The following is a 14,756-nucleotide window of genomic DNA, read 5'->3' as shown; positions in this document are numbered from 1 at the left end:
CACCCCCTGTGGCTTTTGATTTTATGAAACGTTCATATTAGTAAACTTAAACAACTGTTCAAGCTTTTTGATTGAATGATATAAAATAGAATAAATGGATATAAATGTATTGGTATCATATCATTTAAATATTCAGAAATCAATTTTTTATACAGTATATTGGATAGGGTGGAAGAGTGTGTTATTTAGAAAAAACTCCGTGAAAGCCAATTTGAAAGTTTTATTTAGCCGATATGAGAAAACCCCAAGATGGATATCCATCTTGGGGTTGAATGGTTGGTGCATATTTATTCTTTTGTTCAGCTTAAATCAAGTTCTTGAATGCATGTTCAACCGCTTTTAAAGTATAAGCGATATCTTCATCCGTATGGGCCGTTGTCAAGAACCAGGCTTCATATTTGGATGGTGCCAAGTTGATTCCTTGATTAAGCATCAGCTTGAAGAATTTACCGAACATTTCGCCGTCCGTATTTTCAGCTTGCTCGTAGTTTTCGATTGTTTCTGTAGTGAAATAGATCGTCAAAGCACCTTTTAGGCGGTTGATGGTAATAGGTACATTATATTGACGAGCGGCTTTAAGGATGCCGTCTTCAAGGAGCTTCCCTAAGCGATCAAGCTCGTCGTAAACGCCTTCTTCCTTCAACACTTCCAAGCAAGCGATCCCGGATAGCATGGAAGCAGGGTTTCCGGCCATCGTTCCTGCTTGATATGCAGGTCCTAATGGTGCGACCGTATCCATGATTTCTTTTTTGCCGCCATAAGCACCGATTGGAAGACCCCCACCGATGATTTTTCCAAGAGCGGTCAAATCGGGTTGAACGCCAAGTAAGTCCTGAGCCCCACCGTACATGAAGCGGAATGCAGTGATGACTTCATCAAAGATGACGAGTGCTCCAGCTTCATGAGATAAGGAAATCACATCTTCCAGGAATCCAGGGTGCGGTTCGACGATGCCGAAGTTGCCGACGATCGGTTCGACCAGGACACCGGCAATTTCGTTGCCCCATTTTTTCAGGGCCTCTTTGAATGGCTCGATATCATTGAAAGGAACCGTGATGACTTCCTGTGCAATACTTTTAGGGACACCAGCGGAATCCGGTGTTCCAAGTGTGGATGGACCAGAACCTGCAGCAACCAACACAAGGTCGGAGTGACCGTGATAGCAGCCGGCAAACTTGATGATTTTATCGCGACCCGTGTAAGCGCGGGCCACGCGGATGGTGGACATGACGGATTCCGTACCAGAATTGGTGAAACGGACTTTATCAAGGCCAGGCATCGCCTCTTTTAACATTTTGGCAAAGGTGACTTCATGCTTTGTAGGCGTACCGTATAAAACACCTGTTTCTGCAGCCTTTGTGATCGCCTTTGTGATATGGGGGTGTGCATGACCTGTGATGATCGGGCCGTATGCCGCCAAATAATCGATATACTTGTTGCCATCAACATCCCAGAAATAAGCTCCATTGGCATGATCCATGGCCACCGGCGAACCGCCGCCCACGGCTTTATAAGAACGGGAAGGACTATTAACCCCACCGACGATATGCTCCAACGCCTCTTTATGTATAATTTCCGAATTAGTAAAATCCAATCTAAAAACCTCCTAAAAATACAAACATAATCACTCCTAATCATAGCACTTTTCCACTTTAAAATCCCTGGGAAATGGGGCCTGACCCCCAAACAAGCTGACCGAACCCCATATATACCAAGCTTCCATGCTTTTTATTTTGTTTGGGAAATAGGGTCTGACCCCCATGGTCTGGTATATTCATAGTAGTAGGTACGGGATATGGGAGGGGGATAAGGATGACGAAGTTGATTATTAATGCAGATGATTTTGGGTATTGTAAGGGAATTAATTTGGGGATTATTGAATGTTTTCAGAATGGTGTCGTGACGTCGGCAACTTTGATGGCCAATATGCCGGGTGCCGAGCATGCGGCAGGTCTGGCTAAGGAAAATCCGAATCTTGGCGTGGGGATTCACTTGGTTTTGACCTGCGGTTATCCAGTGAGAAGTGATGTTCCTTCGCTGGTGACGGAGGATGGTGCGTTTCATCGACGCGGCGATATGCATAAGTTTGCTGAACCTGCGGATATAGAAAAAGAATTGAACAGCCAGATGGAGAGATTCCTATCATTGGGGCTGAAACCGACTCACATTGATAGCCATCACCATGTTCACGGCTTGGAGAAGGTTTATCCCATCGTTGAAAAGATAGCGAAAGCGCATGGCTTGCCGGTTCGGAAATTGGATGGGGCACTTCATGGTTATCAAGGCGTGAAAAGGACAGAGAAATTGATAACGGATTTCTTTGGATCGGACCTGACGACAGGCCATTTAGTTGATATTTTGGATACAAGTCTATCCTCCGAGACAGTCGAAATCATGTGCCATCCCGGGTATATAGACGAATCGATACTAAACGGAAGTTCCTACGCCCTGCCACGTGTAAAGGAAATGGCCATCCTGACAGACCCATTGATCCAAAAAGCCATAGCCGCGCGTGACATCGAACTAGTCTCCTATAAAGAGTTGGGAAATAGGGTCTGACCCCCAATACAAAGAGCTGTAACCCTTGATGGTACAGCTTTTTGGATGAATTATTTCGTTTGGGAAATGGGGTCTGACCCCAAAGTTTCACTTATGAAGGACATTATATCTAGGATGGTGTTTGGGTTTTCGATGTTGAAGGTTTGGCGTTTGATTTCGCCTTGGGCCTGGTAGTAGGTTGCGTGTCCTGTTCCTTTTTCTTCATTAATATGTAAATGAAAGCTTAGTGGGGTATTTTCGATGGAGCCGGACGAATCCCTTTGGACGATCTGGCACAATAGTTGGTCGTATTCGTCCTCGTACAAGAAATCATACCGTAATTCCAGTACGATTTTTTCGATTTGCGTGAGCAATAACTTTTTTATATTCATAGCGATTAGTCTCCTTTTTATAGGTAATACATACATCGTTGAAATTCGCCCAACCCAGGATATCCTGAATCCAGGCATTTTTATTGTTTAAAAAGCTGAGGTTGGCTAAACTATTTGATTAGGACAAGGAATATGGAGGAAAATAACATAATGAGCAATGCAATTCAGGTTAATCAATTACGGAAGGAATTCAAGTCGGTTTCAAGCCGTTCCGGATTAAAAGGGGCCTTCCGCGACTTACTTACAAGAAATTATAAAATCGTGCCTGCTGTCAACGATATCAATTTTACTGTAAAAAAGGGTGAGATGGTAGCGTATATCGGGGAAAATGGGGCAGGCAAGTCGACGACGATCAAAATGCTGACGGGGATTTTGGAGCCGACGTCCGGTGATATCATGGTCAATGGCATGAATCCGCATAAAGAACGGGAAAAGTTCACCCAGACCATCGGGGTCGTCTTCGGGCAACGCTCGCAGCTTTGGTGGGATATCGCCGTCCAGGAATCCTTCCGGCTGCTGAAAAAAGTATATAAGGTGTCTGATGAACAATATAACGATCATATGGCACATGTAATCAAGACGTTGGATATCGGGCCTTTGCTGGATAAGCCGGTGCGTAAGCTGTCCCTTGGCCAGCGGATGCGTTGTGAACTGGCTGCTGCCTTGATACACAATCCACCGTTGCTTTTCCTGGATGAGCCGACGATCGGTCTTGACGTGTTAGTGAAAATGAAAATCCGTGAGTTTCTGAAGGAAATCAATGAAAGATACAACACGACCATCCTTCTGACCACGCATGACTTGGGGGATATCGAGGCCTTGTGCGAGCGGGTGATCATGCTTGATGAAGGTCAAATCATTTATGATGGGGAATTGCAAAGCCTGAAAGATAATTGGGCAGAGGAAAAACAGGTCCACTTCCAATTCATCGAATCTGTCGAACTGAATGAACTGCAATCCTTACCGCTATCCTTTCATGTCAATTGGGAGCACGATGAAAAGAATCATGCATACATAGCCGTGTTAAAAGAGGAAAGTGATCATATTTCACAACTTGTCGCCGCTGTCGTTTCACATTTTAAAATCAAGGACGTCAAAATCCATGAAACGTCCATCGAAGAGATTGTTCGTAATATTTACGAAGAAGGCACGGTCTGACTCTTTCAGAAAAAATGTGTCTACCAAGAAGGGAGAGGACCATGGGAAAGTATCTTGCCATGATTCGCATGCGTTTTTTGATGATGCTTGCGTATCGAACCGATTATTATACCGGTATTTTAATTTATAGCATCAATATTGGTGCTTATTATTTCTTGTGGAATGCAATATATGGAGAGAAAAGTTCCATTGAAGGACTATCCAGCATGCAGATGACCACCTATGTGGCGGTTGCCTGGATGGCGCGCGCCTTTTATTTCAATAATATTGACCGTGAGATTGCCGATGAAATCAAGGACGGCAAGGTCGCAATCGAGATGATTCGGCCTTATAACTATTTAGGGATGAAGACGATGCAAGGCCTGGGTGAGGGGATTTTCCGATTCTTTTTCTTCTCGATTCCAGGTATGCTGCTCGTCGCCATCATTTTCCCCATCCATTTGCCAAATGAACCGGCAACATGGGGGCTTTTCGGAATTTCCCTGTTATTCAGCTTCATCATCAATACGCAAATCAACTTATTAACGGGAATTACGACATTTTTCTTATATAATAATGCCGGATTGATCCGGGCGAAACGGGTCATTGTTGATTTGTTTTCAGGCTTGTTATTGCCTATCAGCTTTTATCCAATCTGGGCACAGGACATCATGAAGTTCCTGCCGTTTCAAGGAATCAGCTATGTCCCGAGTATGATTTTCACGAATGGATACGGAACGGGAGACATCGGCATGGCTCTTTTACAGCAATTGATCTGGGTCATCATTCTCGTTATCCCCATCCAGGTTTTATGGATAGTCGCAAAAAAACAGCTGATTATTCAGGGAGGTTGATGGGATGTTCTACGTATCAATGTTTTTTCAATATGTGAGTCAATATATGAAAACGAGATTGCAGTACCGGGCTGATTTCGTCATCGAGATTCTTTCTGATTTGTTGAACCAAGTCGTGAATCTGGTGTTTATCTTAGTGGTCTTCGGACATACGGAGTTCCTAAGTGGGTGGAGCCGGGATGAAATCATTTTCATATACGGTTTTTTCCTTATCCCGTTTGCGTTATTTTCATCCTTTTTCAACATCTGGGATTTCAACGATCGCTACATCGTCAAAGGGGAGATGGACCGGATTTTAACAAGGCCGATTCACAGCCTGTTTCAAGTCATCTTAGAGCGGATTGAGCTTGAATCATTATTTGGTGTCGTGACCGGTTTGATCATCATCTTCTATTCCGGTGTTTCGTTAAACCTGGAACTAACTTGGTATGACCCGATTCTCTTCATCATCTTTGCAATCGGCGGGGCACTCGCGTATGCCGCCATCTTTGTTGCGATTGCAAGCATCGGCTTCTGGTCTGATGCCAAAACGTCCATCATGCCGATGATGTACAACATCGGGAACTACGGGCGCTATCCGGTTGATATTTATAATAAGGTCATCCGCTTTGTTCTGACTTGGGTGCTGCCGTTTGCCTTTGTCGGTGTGTATCCCGCTTCCTATTTTCTTAGAAAAGAAGAGTGGTACGCGTATGCATTCGCCACACCTGTTATAGGGGTCGTCTTTTTCATGATCTCAATCTTCATTTGGAATCAGGGTGTGAAAAGGTACCGCGGAGCAGGAAACTAAAAAAAATCCCTTCAACAATTTTGTTGAAGGGATTTTTTGCTTATATGCGTTTGTTTTTTCTCTCAAGATATCTAGCTTGTGCTTGGACGTACTGCCGCTTTTCTTCTTCCGTTTCCGGTTGGACCTGTGGAACCGGTATAGGCTTTCCATCTTCGTCTATCGCAAGCATCGTTAAAAAAGCGCGGGCGGTGAGTTGCTTTTCGCCAGTCAACAGGTTCTCCCGTTCTACTTTTACGAATACCTCCATTGACGTTCGATGGGCACAGGTGACATAGGCTTCCAAATTGATAGCATCCCCGGTCTTAATGGGGGCCAGGAAGTCAAAGGAGTCGCTTGAAGCGGTTACGACCGGTTTCCGGCAGTGGCGCATCGCTGCAATGCAGGCGATTTTATCCACATACGCCATCACTTTTCCACCAAAGATGGTATTGTGATGGTTCGTATCAGGTGGAAAAACGAGGTCCGTTAAAAACGTCCGTGACTGTTGAACGGGAATGCCTGTTGTTAAATCAGTCATTTTCCTGTTGGACCAATAGCTTATTCCGGACAACCGTTGCGGCTTCGACCATATTTTTCAGTGAAGCGACGGTTTCTGGAACGCCCCTTGTTTTCAGGCCACAGTCAGGGTTGATCCAAAATTGGTCTTTATCCAGTACCTTGATGCCACGTTCGATCATATCGACCATTTCTTCCACTGCAGGAACGCGAGGGCTATGAATATCATACACACCAAGGCCGATTCCTTTTTCATATGTTTTCTCCTCGAATGCGGAAGCGAGCTCGCCGTGGCTGCGGGACGTTTCAATGGAAATCACATCAGCGTCCAGGGAAGAGATGACATCCATGAAGCTATTGAAATCACAATAGCACATATGGGTGTGAATTTGTGTTGTGTCTTCGACGCTCGAAGTGGAAATCAGGAATGAATGGACCGCCCAGTTTAAGTACTCATCACGGTCGCTTTTTTTCAATGGAAGGCCTTCACGCAGGGCTGGTTCATCGACTTGGATCATTTTGATCCCTGCTGATTCCAGTGCCTCTACTTCTTGTTTCAAGGCCAATGCCAATTGATAGCAGATATTTTCCCGTGAAATATCGTCACGGACGAACGACCAGTTCAGAATCGTAACAGGACCGGTCAGCATTCCCTTCACCGTTTTTTTCGTCAAGGCTTGTGCATACACACTTTCTTTGACCGTCATCGGATCGATGAAATGGACATCTCCATAGATAACGGGAGGTTTGACACAGCGGGAGCCGTATGATTGAACCCAGCCTTTTTCAAGGAAGACGAAGCCGCCCAATTTATGGCCGAAAAACTCGACCATATCGGTTCGTTCAAACTCCCCGTGCACAAGGACGTCCAATCCGATTTCTTCCTGGATATCAATCCATCTGCCAATCTCCTCGTTCACGAATGCTTCATATTGATCAGCCGTCCATTCACCGCGTTTGAATTTCCCGCGGGCCTGTTTAACTTCCGCGGTCTGCGGAAAGCTTCCAATTGTCGTGGTTGGAAGGAAGGGCAGGTTGAAATACGCCTGTTGTTTTTGATAGCGCTGTTTAAATGGCAGGGTACGGCCATGGGATTGCTGCTTCGCCTGTTCGACAGCGGATTGAACGTCTTTATGGTTTCTGGCCTTTGAATTATTTAAGGTCTGCCATGCAGCTTTGTTTGCCGTCACCTTTTCTTCGATTGATTCTGGACCTTCGTTGTTTCCTCTGACCAAAAGTGTGATTTCTTCTAGTTTCTCATCAGCAAAGGCAAGGGCTTCTTTCACTTCGCTAGCTAGTTCTGTCTCGTTTCGAACCGTCACTGGAACATGTAGCAGGGAGCAGGAAGGTTGAAGCCAAATTCGATCTTCGGCTACGTGTTTCGTAATGGACTCGACCAACTTGATTTTTTTCGTCAAGTCAGAAAGCCAAATGTTTTTCCCATCAATCACACCTGCCCCAAGTATTTTATCTTGCGGGAAGCCGACTGTTTGAAGATTGCTGAGATTTTTTCCTTTGTCATGGACCAAATCAAGGCCAATTCCTTGAACGGGCAAGTCGATCACTTCTTGGTAGTGCTCTACAGCATCAAAGTATGTTTGCAGCATGATGTTCAGGTTGGGGACAGCTTCGTTCAATTTTTCATACAGGTATGTAACAGTTTTCATCTCGTCTTTGGAAAGGGAAGAAACAAGGGAAGGTTCATCGATCTGCACCCACTTCACGCCTTCTTGTTCCAGCTCTCGCAAAATTTTTGTGTATAAAGGCAACAGGCTCAGGATGATGGCCGGAAGATCACTTTTTTCATAGCCCTTTGACAAAGAAATGAATGTGTAAGGTCCGACTATAACTGGTTTCGTATCGATTCCTAGTTTTTCCTTGGCTTCGCGGTAAGCGGCAAGCGGCTTGTTTTCTGTCAACGTAAGCTGGGACTCTTTTAGCTCTGGAACGATATAGTGATAATTTGTATTGAACCATTTCGTCATTTCGGAAGCGACTTCATCCTTGTTCCCACGGGCCATTGAATAATAAACGGAAAGGGGGACCGTGCCACCCTTATAAGCCGAATAGCGTTCTGGCACCAGGCCGAACATGACGGACATATCGAGCATTTGATCATATAACGTAAAGTCGTTAACCGGGATGATATCGATGCCTTGATCTCTTTGTTTTTGCAAATTGCCTAAACGGATCGCTTCCAATTGCGCCATGAATTCCGTTTCATTTAATGTTCCAGCCCAATAGGCCTCTAATGTACGTTTCCATTCACGATCCTCACCGATTCGTGGGTACCCTATATTACTACTTTTCAACACATCCATCTCCTTTTAATGAAATAACAACAAAAAAGCATCCCTAACCGTCAAAAGAGAAAGTTAGAAATGCTTAAAATAAAGGGGCACGAAAATACCCCTTATCATTATAAGGTCCCTAACACCTCCCTATCTCCCGTAGGTTAAAACAGTGTTGTCGAAATAGGCAGGTCTCCTGACTCAGGGAACTCTTACTTAGCACTAAAAGCCTTCCCAATCCAAAAGGACCAGTGGCATCAAACAAAAGCGCTATACATTCCCATTACAGTGGCGGGACCGTGCCGGAATTACACCGGACTTCCCTTTTAATCCTAAAAGCTTAGGAACCTATCTCCACATATGAAATTCATAAAAAACTCCGTCCGCATAAACACGGACACTAAAATTTACAAAATATTATAAAAACTTAACCCATCTTAGCATATCCCGACCAAATGGGTCAACAAGGAAAAAGTCGGGAAATGGGGTCTGACCCCCACCATGTGGCACGAGATCCCATGCTGTATCTACGTTCTCTTGATGGTGCAGCAGCTGGGAAATAGGGTCTGACCCCTAAAACGAGCATATATTGACTCGCAAAAGAGTATGTATAAGGGAAGTGGGTTGTTTTTGAAATGAGGCGTGGGGGATGACCTTTTATATTTTGATTGTGGGGATTATCTTTTGCATGGTGATGAGCATTCGGACCTTATTTCTTTCTGAGTCGGAGGCAAAGAAGTTTTCTCTTGAAGATATGCTGTGGCTCGGCAATTTATATGCGACATTATTAGTCGGTTTTGCACTGATTTATTTATTATACGAGCTTCAGAATCATTCGGTGATTCTTGATATGGGCAATCGCTTGGATGGGACCTTTTCCGAGCAGCTGAAGACTTCATTTTATTTTAGTGCGATGACGATGTTCTCCGTCGGATACGGGGATATCTCCCCAATCGGAATTGGCCGGATGATCGCGACAATCCAAGCTTTCATTGGCTATACGCTTCCTGCGGCATTTGTGATCAGGGCTGTCATCGATTTTGAACAGAAGGAAAGAAAGAACAAGAAATGAAAGTTGTGTTTCTTTCAATTATTGGGTACGCTTACCATGATGAAAGAAATGGAGGGTTTAGAATGACGGTCGAAATTGGAGAAAAAGCACCAGACTTTCAATTACCAGCAAACAACGGAGAACAAGTTACCCTATCAGGATTCAAGGGTAAACACGTTGTATTATATTTTTACCCAAAAGACATGACACCCGGTTGCACGACGGAGGCTTGTGATTTCCGTGATGCTAATGAACAATTCGAAGAGCTTGATGCTGTCATCATAGGCATTAGCCCGGACCCGGTAACACGTCATGAAAAATTCATTGAAAAACATGGGTTGCCTTTCCTGTTGCTTGCTGATGAAAAGCAAGAAGCCGCTGAATTATATGGCGTATGGAAATTGAAAAAGAACTTCGGTAAGGAATACATGGGCATTGAGCGTTCGACTTTCCTGATTGATAAGGAAGGAACGATCGTTAAAGAATGGCGTAAAGTCAAAGTAAAGGGCCACGTCGAAGAAGCGTTGGAAACTCTTCGTGACCTAGAAAAATAAGGTACAGGCTAATGAAGGATGAGCGACTTATCAAGCTTGCCAAGCAGCTGATTCATCATTCACTGAGGCTGCAGGCGAAAGAGCGGGTCTTGATCCGTGGGCCTGTTGCAGCAAAGGCCCTATTGAAGGAACTGATTGACGAAGCCTATAGAATGGGGGCCTATCCTTATGCGGAACTTGAAGATGACGAAATTACCAGTCATCTGCTAAAAGGGAATGTTAAGGAACAGCTCGATACCTTATCAAAATGGAATTATAAGAAATACGAAGATGTGGATGCAGTCATCATCATATCGGGCGATGGAAACGAAGGGCGAGGAGTGAGTGTCCCTCATGAGAGATATCGCCTTCAGGAGGATGCCATGAAAACGTCCACCATGTTCTTCGTCAATAACCGGCGCTGGGTGTTACTGAATTATCCGACCATTGGTTCTGCAAAAAATTCCGGCATGAGCTTTGAGCAGTATGAAGATTTCTTGTTAAACGTGTGCACACTTGATTATCACAAAATGGAAAAGTCCATGAAGCCTCTAAAGGATTGGATGGATCAAACGGATCAAGTTCGGATCATATCGCCGGGGACTGACTTGGCTTTTTCCATTAAAAATATCCCCGCTGTCATTTGCGCTGGTAAAAACAATCTTCCAGATGGTGAAGTGTTCACGGCACCGGTAAAAGACAGTGTCAATGGCACGATTTCCTTCAATACTGCTTCCGCCTATCAAGGAGAGGTATTTGATGGGATAACCCTTACATTTAAAAAGGGAAAAATCATGAAAGCTTCTTCCAATCAGTCGGACCAAATGAATCGTTTGCTCGATATGGATGAAGGGTCCCGGTACATCGGGGAATTCGCCCTGGGAATCAATCCGTATATCATGGAACCGATGGGTGATATCCTATTCGATGAGAAGATTAGCGGCAGCCTCCATCTTGCCACTGGTCAAGCTTACCAAGAGGCCGATAATGGAAATCAATCATCGTCTCATTGGGACATGGTCTTGATCCAGCGACCCGAATATGGCGGCGGAGCGATCTACTTTGATGATATACTGGTTCGTAAGGACGGTTTATTCGTGCCACGGGAATTATGCGAATTGAATCCAAATCAATTAAAATAAAGCCCTTTTTAATAGGGAGAGGCGTTTGTCCAACTCAAATAGAGGACCCCTGAATATGATTTAGTAAGGGAATACCTCCTCATAGAAAGTTGCGCGGGACATTCAGTGCCCGTGTTTTTTTATGTAAAGAAAAGGAGAGATAATCATGTTAGTATTTTCAACAATCATTCCGAATGAAGACATTCAAAAGAAGATGGCACAAGCATTTCCCGATTTGACATTCATGTATCAAGAAACTTGGGCGAATGAAAAGCTCCAAGAAGCCGAAGTTCTTATTACATATGGAGAAGATTTAACCGATGAAATCATTGAAGAGGCAGTGAACGTGAAATGGATCATGGTCATGAGTGCCGGATTGGAGTTAATGCCTTTTGCCGCCATTGAGAAACGCGGAATCATGGTGACCAACGCTAGGGGCATCCATAAAATCCCGATGGCTGAATATACAATCGGCATGCTTTTACAGTATGAAAAGAAATTAAAACAACTAATTGAGAATGAAGCGGGAGAAATCTGGGACCGGAAGATAGAAGTAGGCGAGTTGAATGGAAAAACGATGCTGATCCTAGGAACGGGGGCAATTGGAGGGGAAGTGGCACGTCTTGCCAAGGCTTTTAGAATGACGACCCTCGGAGTGAATCGTAGTGGGAAAGCCGTCGAACACATCGATCATCTATACGCCCTTACGGAGCTTGAGAAAGCATTGCCCAAAGCGGATTATATCGTAAGCGTCTTGCCTAGTACGGATGAAACGAAGGATTTGTTAAAGAAAGAACATTTTAAAGCAATGAAACGTACAGCCGTCTTCGTGAATATAGGACGGGGAGATCTGTTCAAGGAAGACGTGCTCATAGAGGCCATGCAGGAGCATGAACTCGCTCATGTGATACTGGATGTATTCGAACCTGAACCGCTAGTGAAGGGCCACCCATTCTGGAAAATGGAGCAGGTCACGGTAACCCCGCACCTATCAAGCAAAAGCGGCGAATATTTACCAAGGACCTTTGCAATCTTTGAAGAAAACATGAAAGTCTACCTAAAAGACGGAAAGGATTTCATTAATATCATCGACCCTAAAAAGGGATACTAGGACCAACTAGAAAAACAGGAAATAATTAAATGAATGAGGAATAAACTAAGGGTGTAGATATATTGACAAAGCTTGCTTATGGGGAGTACACTATTTATAAACATTACAATGTAATAATTCATACTTAATTAGAAAAAGAGGTGGATGACGGTGTCTGAAGTTCAGTTGAAAGAAGCGTTGGATTCCCTTAAAGATACCGGTGTAAGAATAACTCCTCAACGCCATGCAATTCTTGAGTATTTGATAGACTCCATGTCGCATCCTACTGCTGATGATATTTATAAAGCGTTAGAAGGCAAGTTTCCGAATATGAGTGTGGCTACGGTTTATAACAACCTGCGTGTGTTTCGTGAAGTGGGATTGGTCAAAGAGCTTACCTATGGCGATTCGTCAGCTAGATTTGATTTCGTAACAACGAATCATTATCATGTTATCTGCGAAAGCTGTGGTAAAATCGTCGACTTCGATTATCCTGCATTGGATGAGGTCGAGCACTTTGCAGCACAGGTCACCGGATTCAACGTAAGTCACCATCGGATGGAAATCTATGGGGAATGCACGGATTGTGCAAAGAAAGAAGCGCATTAAAAAAAGTTCCGCCACTTGGTTGGAACTTTTTTTGTTGCAAAAGCACTGTAACTAAAATCCATTCCATTCAGTCATTCAGGCTTTTGCGATTATATTTTTCGTCGAACTCTTCGCCTTCCAGCTTTTTATCAAGGGTCAGCGTTTCATTGCAATGCATACATATATCGACCCTACCTAATATTTTCGTAGGCTTCCCACAGTTCGGGCAGATAACCTGTACCGACTTTGTGGACAGCATCCCAATCCAAAAGTAAACGCCTGTGCTTGCGATAATGAATAGAAGTCCAAGACCCATGAAGAGCGTCATGACGATAGGGTGCGACTTAAAGAATAGACCGATATACATCACGATAAAGCCAACGAAGATCAAACTTAAAGCAAACGTACGGATTTTATTGATTTTGCTAGAATATTTAGCCATGTTAGACCCTCCTAAAATATAACTTTAACTATAACATAAACTAAGGTTGGAACAAAAAAGAAATAAAGGATACAAATGACTTATGGTTGACCCGAGGAAAAATAGGAAGGAACATCTAGGCTCAGAAAACAGGATTTTTGAAGAGAATTGTCGAATGTAAAAAGAAAAATGGTTTTGGAGGAATTTATAATGGAAGATATCCTTCGCCCGATTTATCAAGAGCGAGCAAGTTTGAAGTCCACATTAGGGATTTTGTTAATAGAAAAAAGGGAGCACAAAAGCCCCATCACTGATACGTTTGATTATGTCCTATTTGTCATCGTGGATGATGCAGAGGAACCTGTATTTTTAAAGCACTATACCTATCAGGATAAGAAAGCGGCTTTACATGTTGTGAAAGAAGAGCAAGTCAAGGAATGGATTTTATTAGGGTCGAATCGTAAAGTCGTGGATTGGATTTATAATGGGAAGATTTTATTCGACCGAAATGAATACCTGGAGCATTTAAAAACCGAAATCCGTGAGTTTCCCTTCTATGGAAGAAAGCTGAAGATGGGAATGGAATTTGCAAAGTTAATTCGTAGGTATAGGGATGGAAAAGACTTTTTTGAGAATGGCCATTACCTGGATGCCTATAACCATATTGTTCACTCGCTACATCATCTAGCCCGATTGGAAATAATAGAACAAGGTTTTCATCCAGAGGTGACGGTTTGGAATCAAGTGAAGCATATGGAACCTGAAATATATAAGTTGTACGAAGAACTGATTAGCAGTGAAGAAACCCTGGAGAAAAGGTTGGAGCTTCTTTTTCTAGCTAGTGAGTTCCTTATTTATTCCCGTACCAATGCCGGTTCTCAACACCTACTGGAAATAATGAATGCTAGAGAAGGGTCTTGGACCATAGCGGAGTTAATGGAGCATCCAGAACTAAGTTATTATTCAATCGATCTAGGCGTTCTTTTAGAATACTTAATTGAAAAGAAAGTAGTGGATACCATTATAGTCGAGACCAAAGGGCACGATGTTTATCACCGATTTTATAAAGTTTAAAAAAATATACTAAAAAATCATTTTTAGTATTGACCAATAATAATATAGGTGTTATATTAATACATGTCGCTGCGGGACATCAGCTTTCGCAGCTTCAACGAAGCTTTACGAAATAAAAAAACATCAAAAAACATGTTGACAACTTAAATGAAAACATGATAAGATGTATAAGTCGCTTACGAAGTAAACGACAACGAAATTGCTCTTTGAAAACTGAACAAAACAAAGCGCCAACGTAAATTTTGAGTGAGCACACACTATAAAAAAGCAAAATGAGCAAGTCAAACATTTCTTCGGAGAGTTTGATCCTGGCTCAGGACGAACGCTGGCGGCGTGCCTAATACATGCAAGTCGAGCGAATCGATGGGAGCTTGCTCCCTG

Annotated in this window: 15 protein-coding genes, 1 rRNA gene and 1 riboswitch; of the genes, 11 read left to right on the top strand and 5 right to left on the bottom strand. The window is 43.4% G+C overall.

Annotated elements, in window-relative coordinates; genetic code table 11:
- Nucleotides 1-304: 304 nt before the first annotated feature.
- Nucleotides 305-1,594 (bottom strand): glutamate-1-semialdehyde 2,1-aminomutase, encoded by a 1,290-nt coding sequence (locus ACIQXR_RS09530; RefSeq protein WP_402871395.1) that lies wholly within the window; start codon nt 1,592-1,594, stop codon nt 305-307.
- Between the two features lie 218 nt (nt 1,595-1,812).
- On the opposite strand from ACIQXR_RS09530, the gene chbG reads away from it, so the two are divergent.
- Nucleotides 1,813-2,559 carry a chitin disaccharide deacetylase gene (gene chbG, locus ACIQXR_RS09525; RefSeq protein WP_402871393.1) on the top strand — a complete coding sequence of 249 codons (747 nt, stop codon included), beginning with the start codon at nt 1,813-1,815 and terminating at the stop codon, nt 2,557-2,559.
- Between the two features lie 50 nt (nt 2,560-2,609).
- Here chbG and ACIQXR_RS09520 read toward each other — a convergent pair whose 3' ends face one another.
- Complete coding sequence (locus ACIQXR_RS09520; protein WP_402871391.1) at nt 2,610-2,930, bottom strand: hypothetical protein; 321 nt, start codon at nt 2,928-2,930, stop codon at nt 2,610-2,612.
- Nucleotides 2,931-3,080: 150 nt separating this feature from the next.
- Between ACIQXR_RS09520 and ACIQXR_RS09515 the strand changes: the two genes are divergently transcribed.
- The 3 genes from ACIQXR_RS09515 to ACIQXR_RS09505 are packed head-to-tail and all read left to right on the top strand — an operon-like array spanning nt 3,081 to nt 5,711.
- Nucleotides 3,081-4,088, top strand: coding sequence for an ABC transporter ATP-binding protein (locus ACIQXR_RS09515; protein WP_402871390.1), 1,008 nt, complete (start codon nt 3,081-3,083; stop codon nt 4,086-4,088).
- 41 nt (nt 4,089-4,129) lie between these two features.
- Nucleotides 4,130-4,921, top strand: a complete 792-nt coding sequence (locus ACIQXR_RS09510) for an ABC transporter permease (RefSeq protein ID WP_402871388.1) — start codon at nt 4,130-4,132, stop codon at nt 4,919-4,921.
- 4 nt (nt 4,922-4,925) lie between these two features.
- Nucleotides 4,926-5,711 (top strand): ABC transporter permease, encoded by a 786-nt coding sequence (locus ACIQXR_RS09505; RefSeq protein ID WP_402871385.1) that lies wholly within the window; start codon nt 4,926-4,928, stop codon nt 5,709-5,711.
- Between the two features lie 40 nt (nt 5,712-5,751).
- Here ACIQXR_RS09505 and ACIQXR_RS09500 read toward each other — a convergent pair whose 3' ends face one another.
- The gene (locus ACIQXR_RS09500; protein ID WP_402871382.1) at nt 5,752-6,228 is read right to left on the bottom strand and encodes an acyl-CoA thioesterase; all 477 of its coding nucleotides are present in this window, start codon (nt 6,226-6,228) and stop codon (nt 5,752-5,754) included.
- Nucleotides 6,221-8,527: a 5-methyltetrahydropteroyltriglutamate--homocysteine S-methyltransferase gene (gene metE / locus ACIQXR_RS09495; protein WP_403079860.1), complete on the bottom strand. Its 2,307-nt coding sequence runs from the start codon at nt 8,525-8,527 to the stop codon at nt 6,221-6,223. Before metE ends, ACIQXR_RS09500 begins: the two co-directional genes overlap by 8 nt.
- A 139-nt stretch (nt 8,528-8,666) precedes the next feature.
- A riboswitch (cobalamin riboswitch) is annotated at nt 8,667-8,864 on the bottom strand.
- 282 nt (nt 8,865-9,146) lie between these two features.
- Here metE and ACIQXR_RS09490 point away from each other — a divergent pair.
- The 5 genes from ACIQXR_RS09490 to perR all read left to right on the top strand — a co-directional run bounded on the left by ACIQXR_RS09490 (nt 9,147) and on the right by perR (nt 12,901).
- Complete coding sequence (locus ACIQXR_RS09490; protein WP_402871377.1) at nt 9,147-9,569, top strand: potassium channel family protein; 423 nt, start codon at nt 9,147-9,149, stop codon at nt 9,567-9,569.
- A 62-nt stretch (nt 9,570-9,631) separates the two neighbouring features.
- Nucleotides 9,632-10,102, top strand: coding sequence for a thioredoxin-dependent thiol peroxidase (bcp, locus tag ACIQXR_RS09485; RefSeq protein ID WP_402871374.1), 471 nt, complete (start codon nt 9,632-9,634; stop codon nt 10,100-10,102).
- An 11-nt stretch (nt 10,103-10,113) separates the two neighbouring features.
- Complete coding sequence (locus ACIQXR_RS09480; RefSeq protein ID WP_402871371.1) at nt 10,114-11,223, top strand: aminopeptidase; 1,110 nt, start codon at nt 10,114-10,116, stop codon at nt 11,221-11,223.
- Nucleotides 11,224-11,368: 145 nt separating this feature from the next.
- Nucleotides 11,369-12,313, top strand: coding sequence for a D-2-hydroxyacid dehydrogenase (locus tag ACIQXR_RS09475; protein ID WP_402871369.1), 945 nt, complete (start codon nt 11,369-11,371; stop codon nt 12,311-12,313).
- A 144-nt stretch (nt 12,314-12,457) separates the two neighbouring features.
- On the top strand, nt 12,458-12,901 hold the full coding sequence (gene perR, locus ACIQXR_RS09470) for a peroxide-responsive transcriptional repressor PerR (protein ID WP_402871367.1): 444 nt from the start codon (nt 12,458-12,460) through the stop codon (nt 12,899-12,901).
- Between the two features lie 67 nt (nt 12,902-12,968).
- On the opposite strand, the gene ACIQXR_RS09465 is transcribed toward perR, so the two are convergent.
- A complete protein-coding gene (locus ACIQXR_RS09465) occupies nt 12,969-13,322 on the bottom strand; it encodes a YgzB family protein (protein WP_402871365.1) in 354 nt (117 codons plus the stop codon).
- Between the two features lie 189 nt (nt 13,323-13,511).
- Here ACIQXR_RS09465 and ACIQXR_RS09460 point away from each other — a divergent pair, with 189 nt between their 5' ends.
- Together ACIQXR_RS09460 and ACIQXR_RS09455 are read left to right on the top strand one after the other, a co-directional pair.
- Entirely contained in the window at nt 13,512-14,375 is an 864-nt protein-coding gene (locus ACIQXR_RS09460; protein ID WP_402871363.1) for a nucleotidyltransferase-like protein, read from the top strand.
- A 290-nt stretch (nt 14,376-14,665) separates the two neighbouring features.
- Nucleotides 14,666-14,756, top strand: a 16S ribosomal RNA gene (locus tag ACIQXR_RS09455); the annotation flags it as partial.

This window comes from Peribacillus sp. NPDC097224, assembly GCF_044761985.1.
Classification (GTDB): domain Bacteria; phylum Bacillota; class Bacilli; order Bacillales; family DSM-1321; genus Peribacillus.
The sequence above is the reverse complement of the archived record's forward strand: the minus strand, read 5'-3'. Positions and strand labels throughout refer to the sequence as shown.

Bases quoted from the DNA above. Each gene is read 5' to 3' on its own strand.
- chbG (WP_402871393.1), top strand. From the start codon at position 1,813: ATGACGAAGTTGATTATTAATGCAGATGATTTTGGGTATTGTAAGGGA.
- ACIQXR_RS09520 (WP_402871391.1), bottom strand. From the start codon at position 2,930: ATGAATATAAAAAAGTTATTGCTCACGCAAATCGAAAAAATCGTACTG.
- ACIQXR_RS09515 (WP_402871390.1), top strand. From the start codon at position 3,081: ATGAGCAATGCAATTCAGGTTAATCAATTACGGAAGGAATTCAAGTCG.
- ACIQXR_RS09510 (WP_402871388.1), top strand. From the start codon at position 4,130: ATGGGAAAGTATCTTGCCATGATTCGCATGCGTTTTTTGATGATGCTT.
- ACIQXR_RS09505 (WP_402871385.1), top strand. From the start codon at position 4,926: ATGTTCTACGTATCAATGTTTTTTCAATATGTGAGTCAATATATGAAA.
- ACIQXR_RS09500 (WP_402871382.1), bottom strand. From the start codon at position 6,228: ATGACTGATTTAACAACAGGCATTCCCGTTCAACAGTCACGGACGTTT.
- metE (WP_403079860.1), bottom strand. From the start codon at position 8,527: ATGGATGTGTTGAAAAGTAGTAATATAGGGTACCCACGAATCGGTGAG.
- ACIQXR_RS09490 (WP_402871377.1), top strand. From the start codon at position 9,147: ATGACCTTTTATATTTTGATTGTGGGGATTATCTTTTGCATGGTGATG.
- bcp (WP_402871374.1), top strand. From the start codon at position 9,632: ATGACGGTCGAAATTGGAGAAAAAGCACCAGACTTTCAATTACCAGCA.
- ACIQXR_RS09480 (WP_402871371.1), top strand. From the start codon at position 10,114: ATGAAGGATGAGCGACTTATCAAGCTTGCCAAGCAGCTGATTCATCAT.
- ACIQXR_RS09475 (WP_402871369.1), top strand. From the start codon at position 11,369: ATGTTAGTATTTTCAACAATCATTCCGAATGAAGACATTCAAAAGAAG.
- perR (WP_402871367.1), top strand. From the start codon at position 12,458: ATGACGGTGTCTGAAGTTCAGTTGAAAGAAGCGTTGGATTCCCTTAAA.
- ACIQXR_RS09465 (WP_402871365.1), bottom strand. From the start codon at position 13,322: ATGGCTAAATATTCTAGCAAAATCAATAAAATCCGTACGTTTGCTTTA.
- ACIQXR_RS09460 (WP_402871363.1), top strand. From the start codon at position 13,512: ATGGAAGATATCCTTCGCCCGATTTATCAAGAGCGAGCAAGTTTGAAG.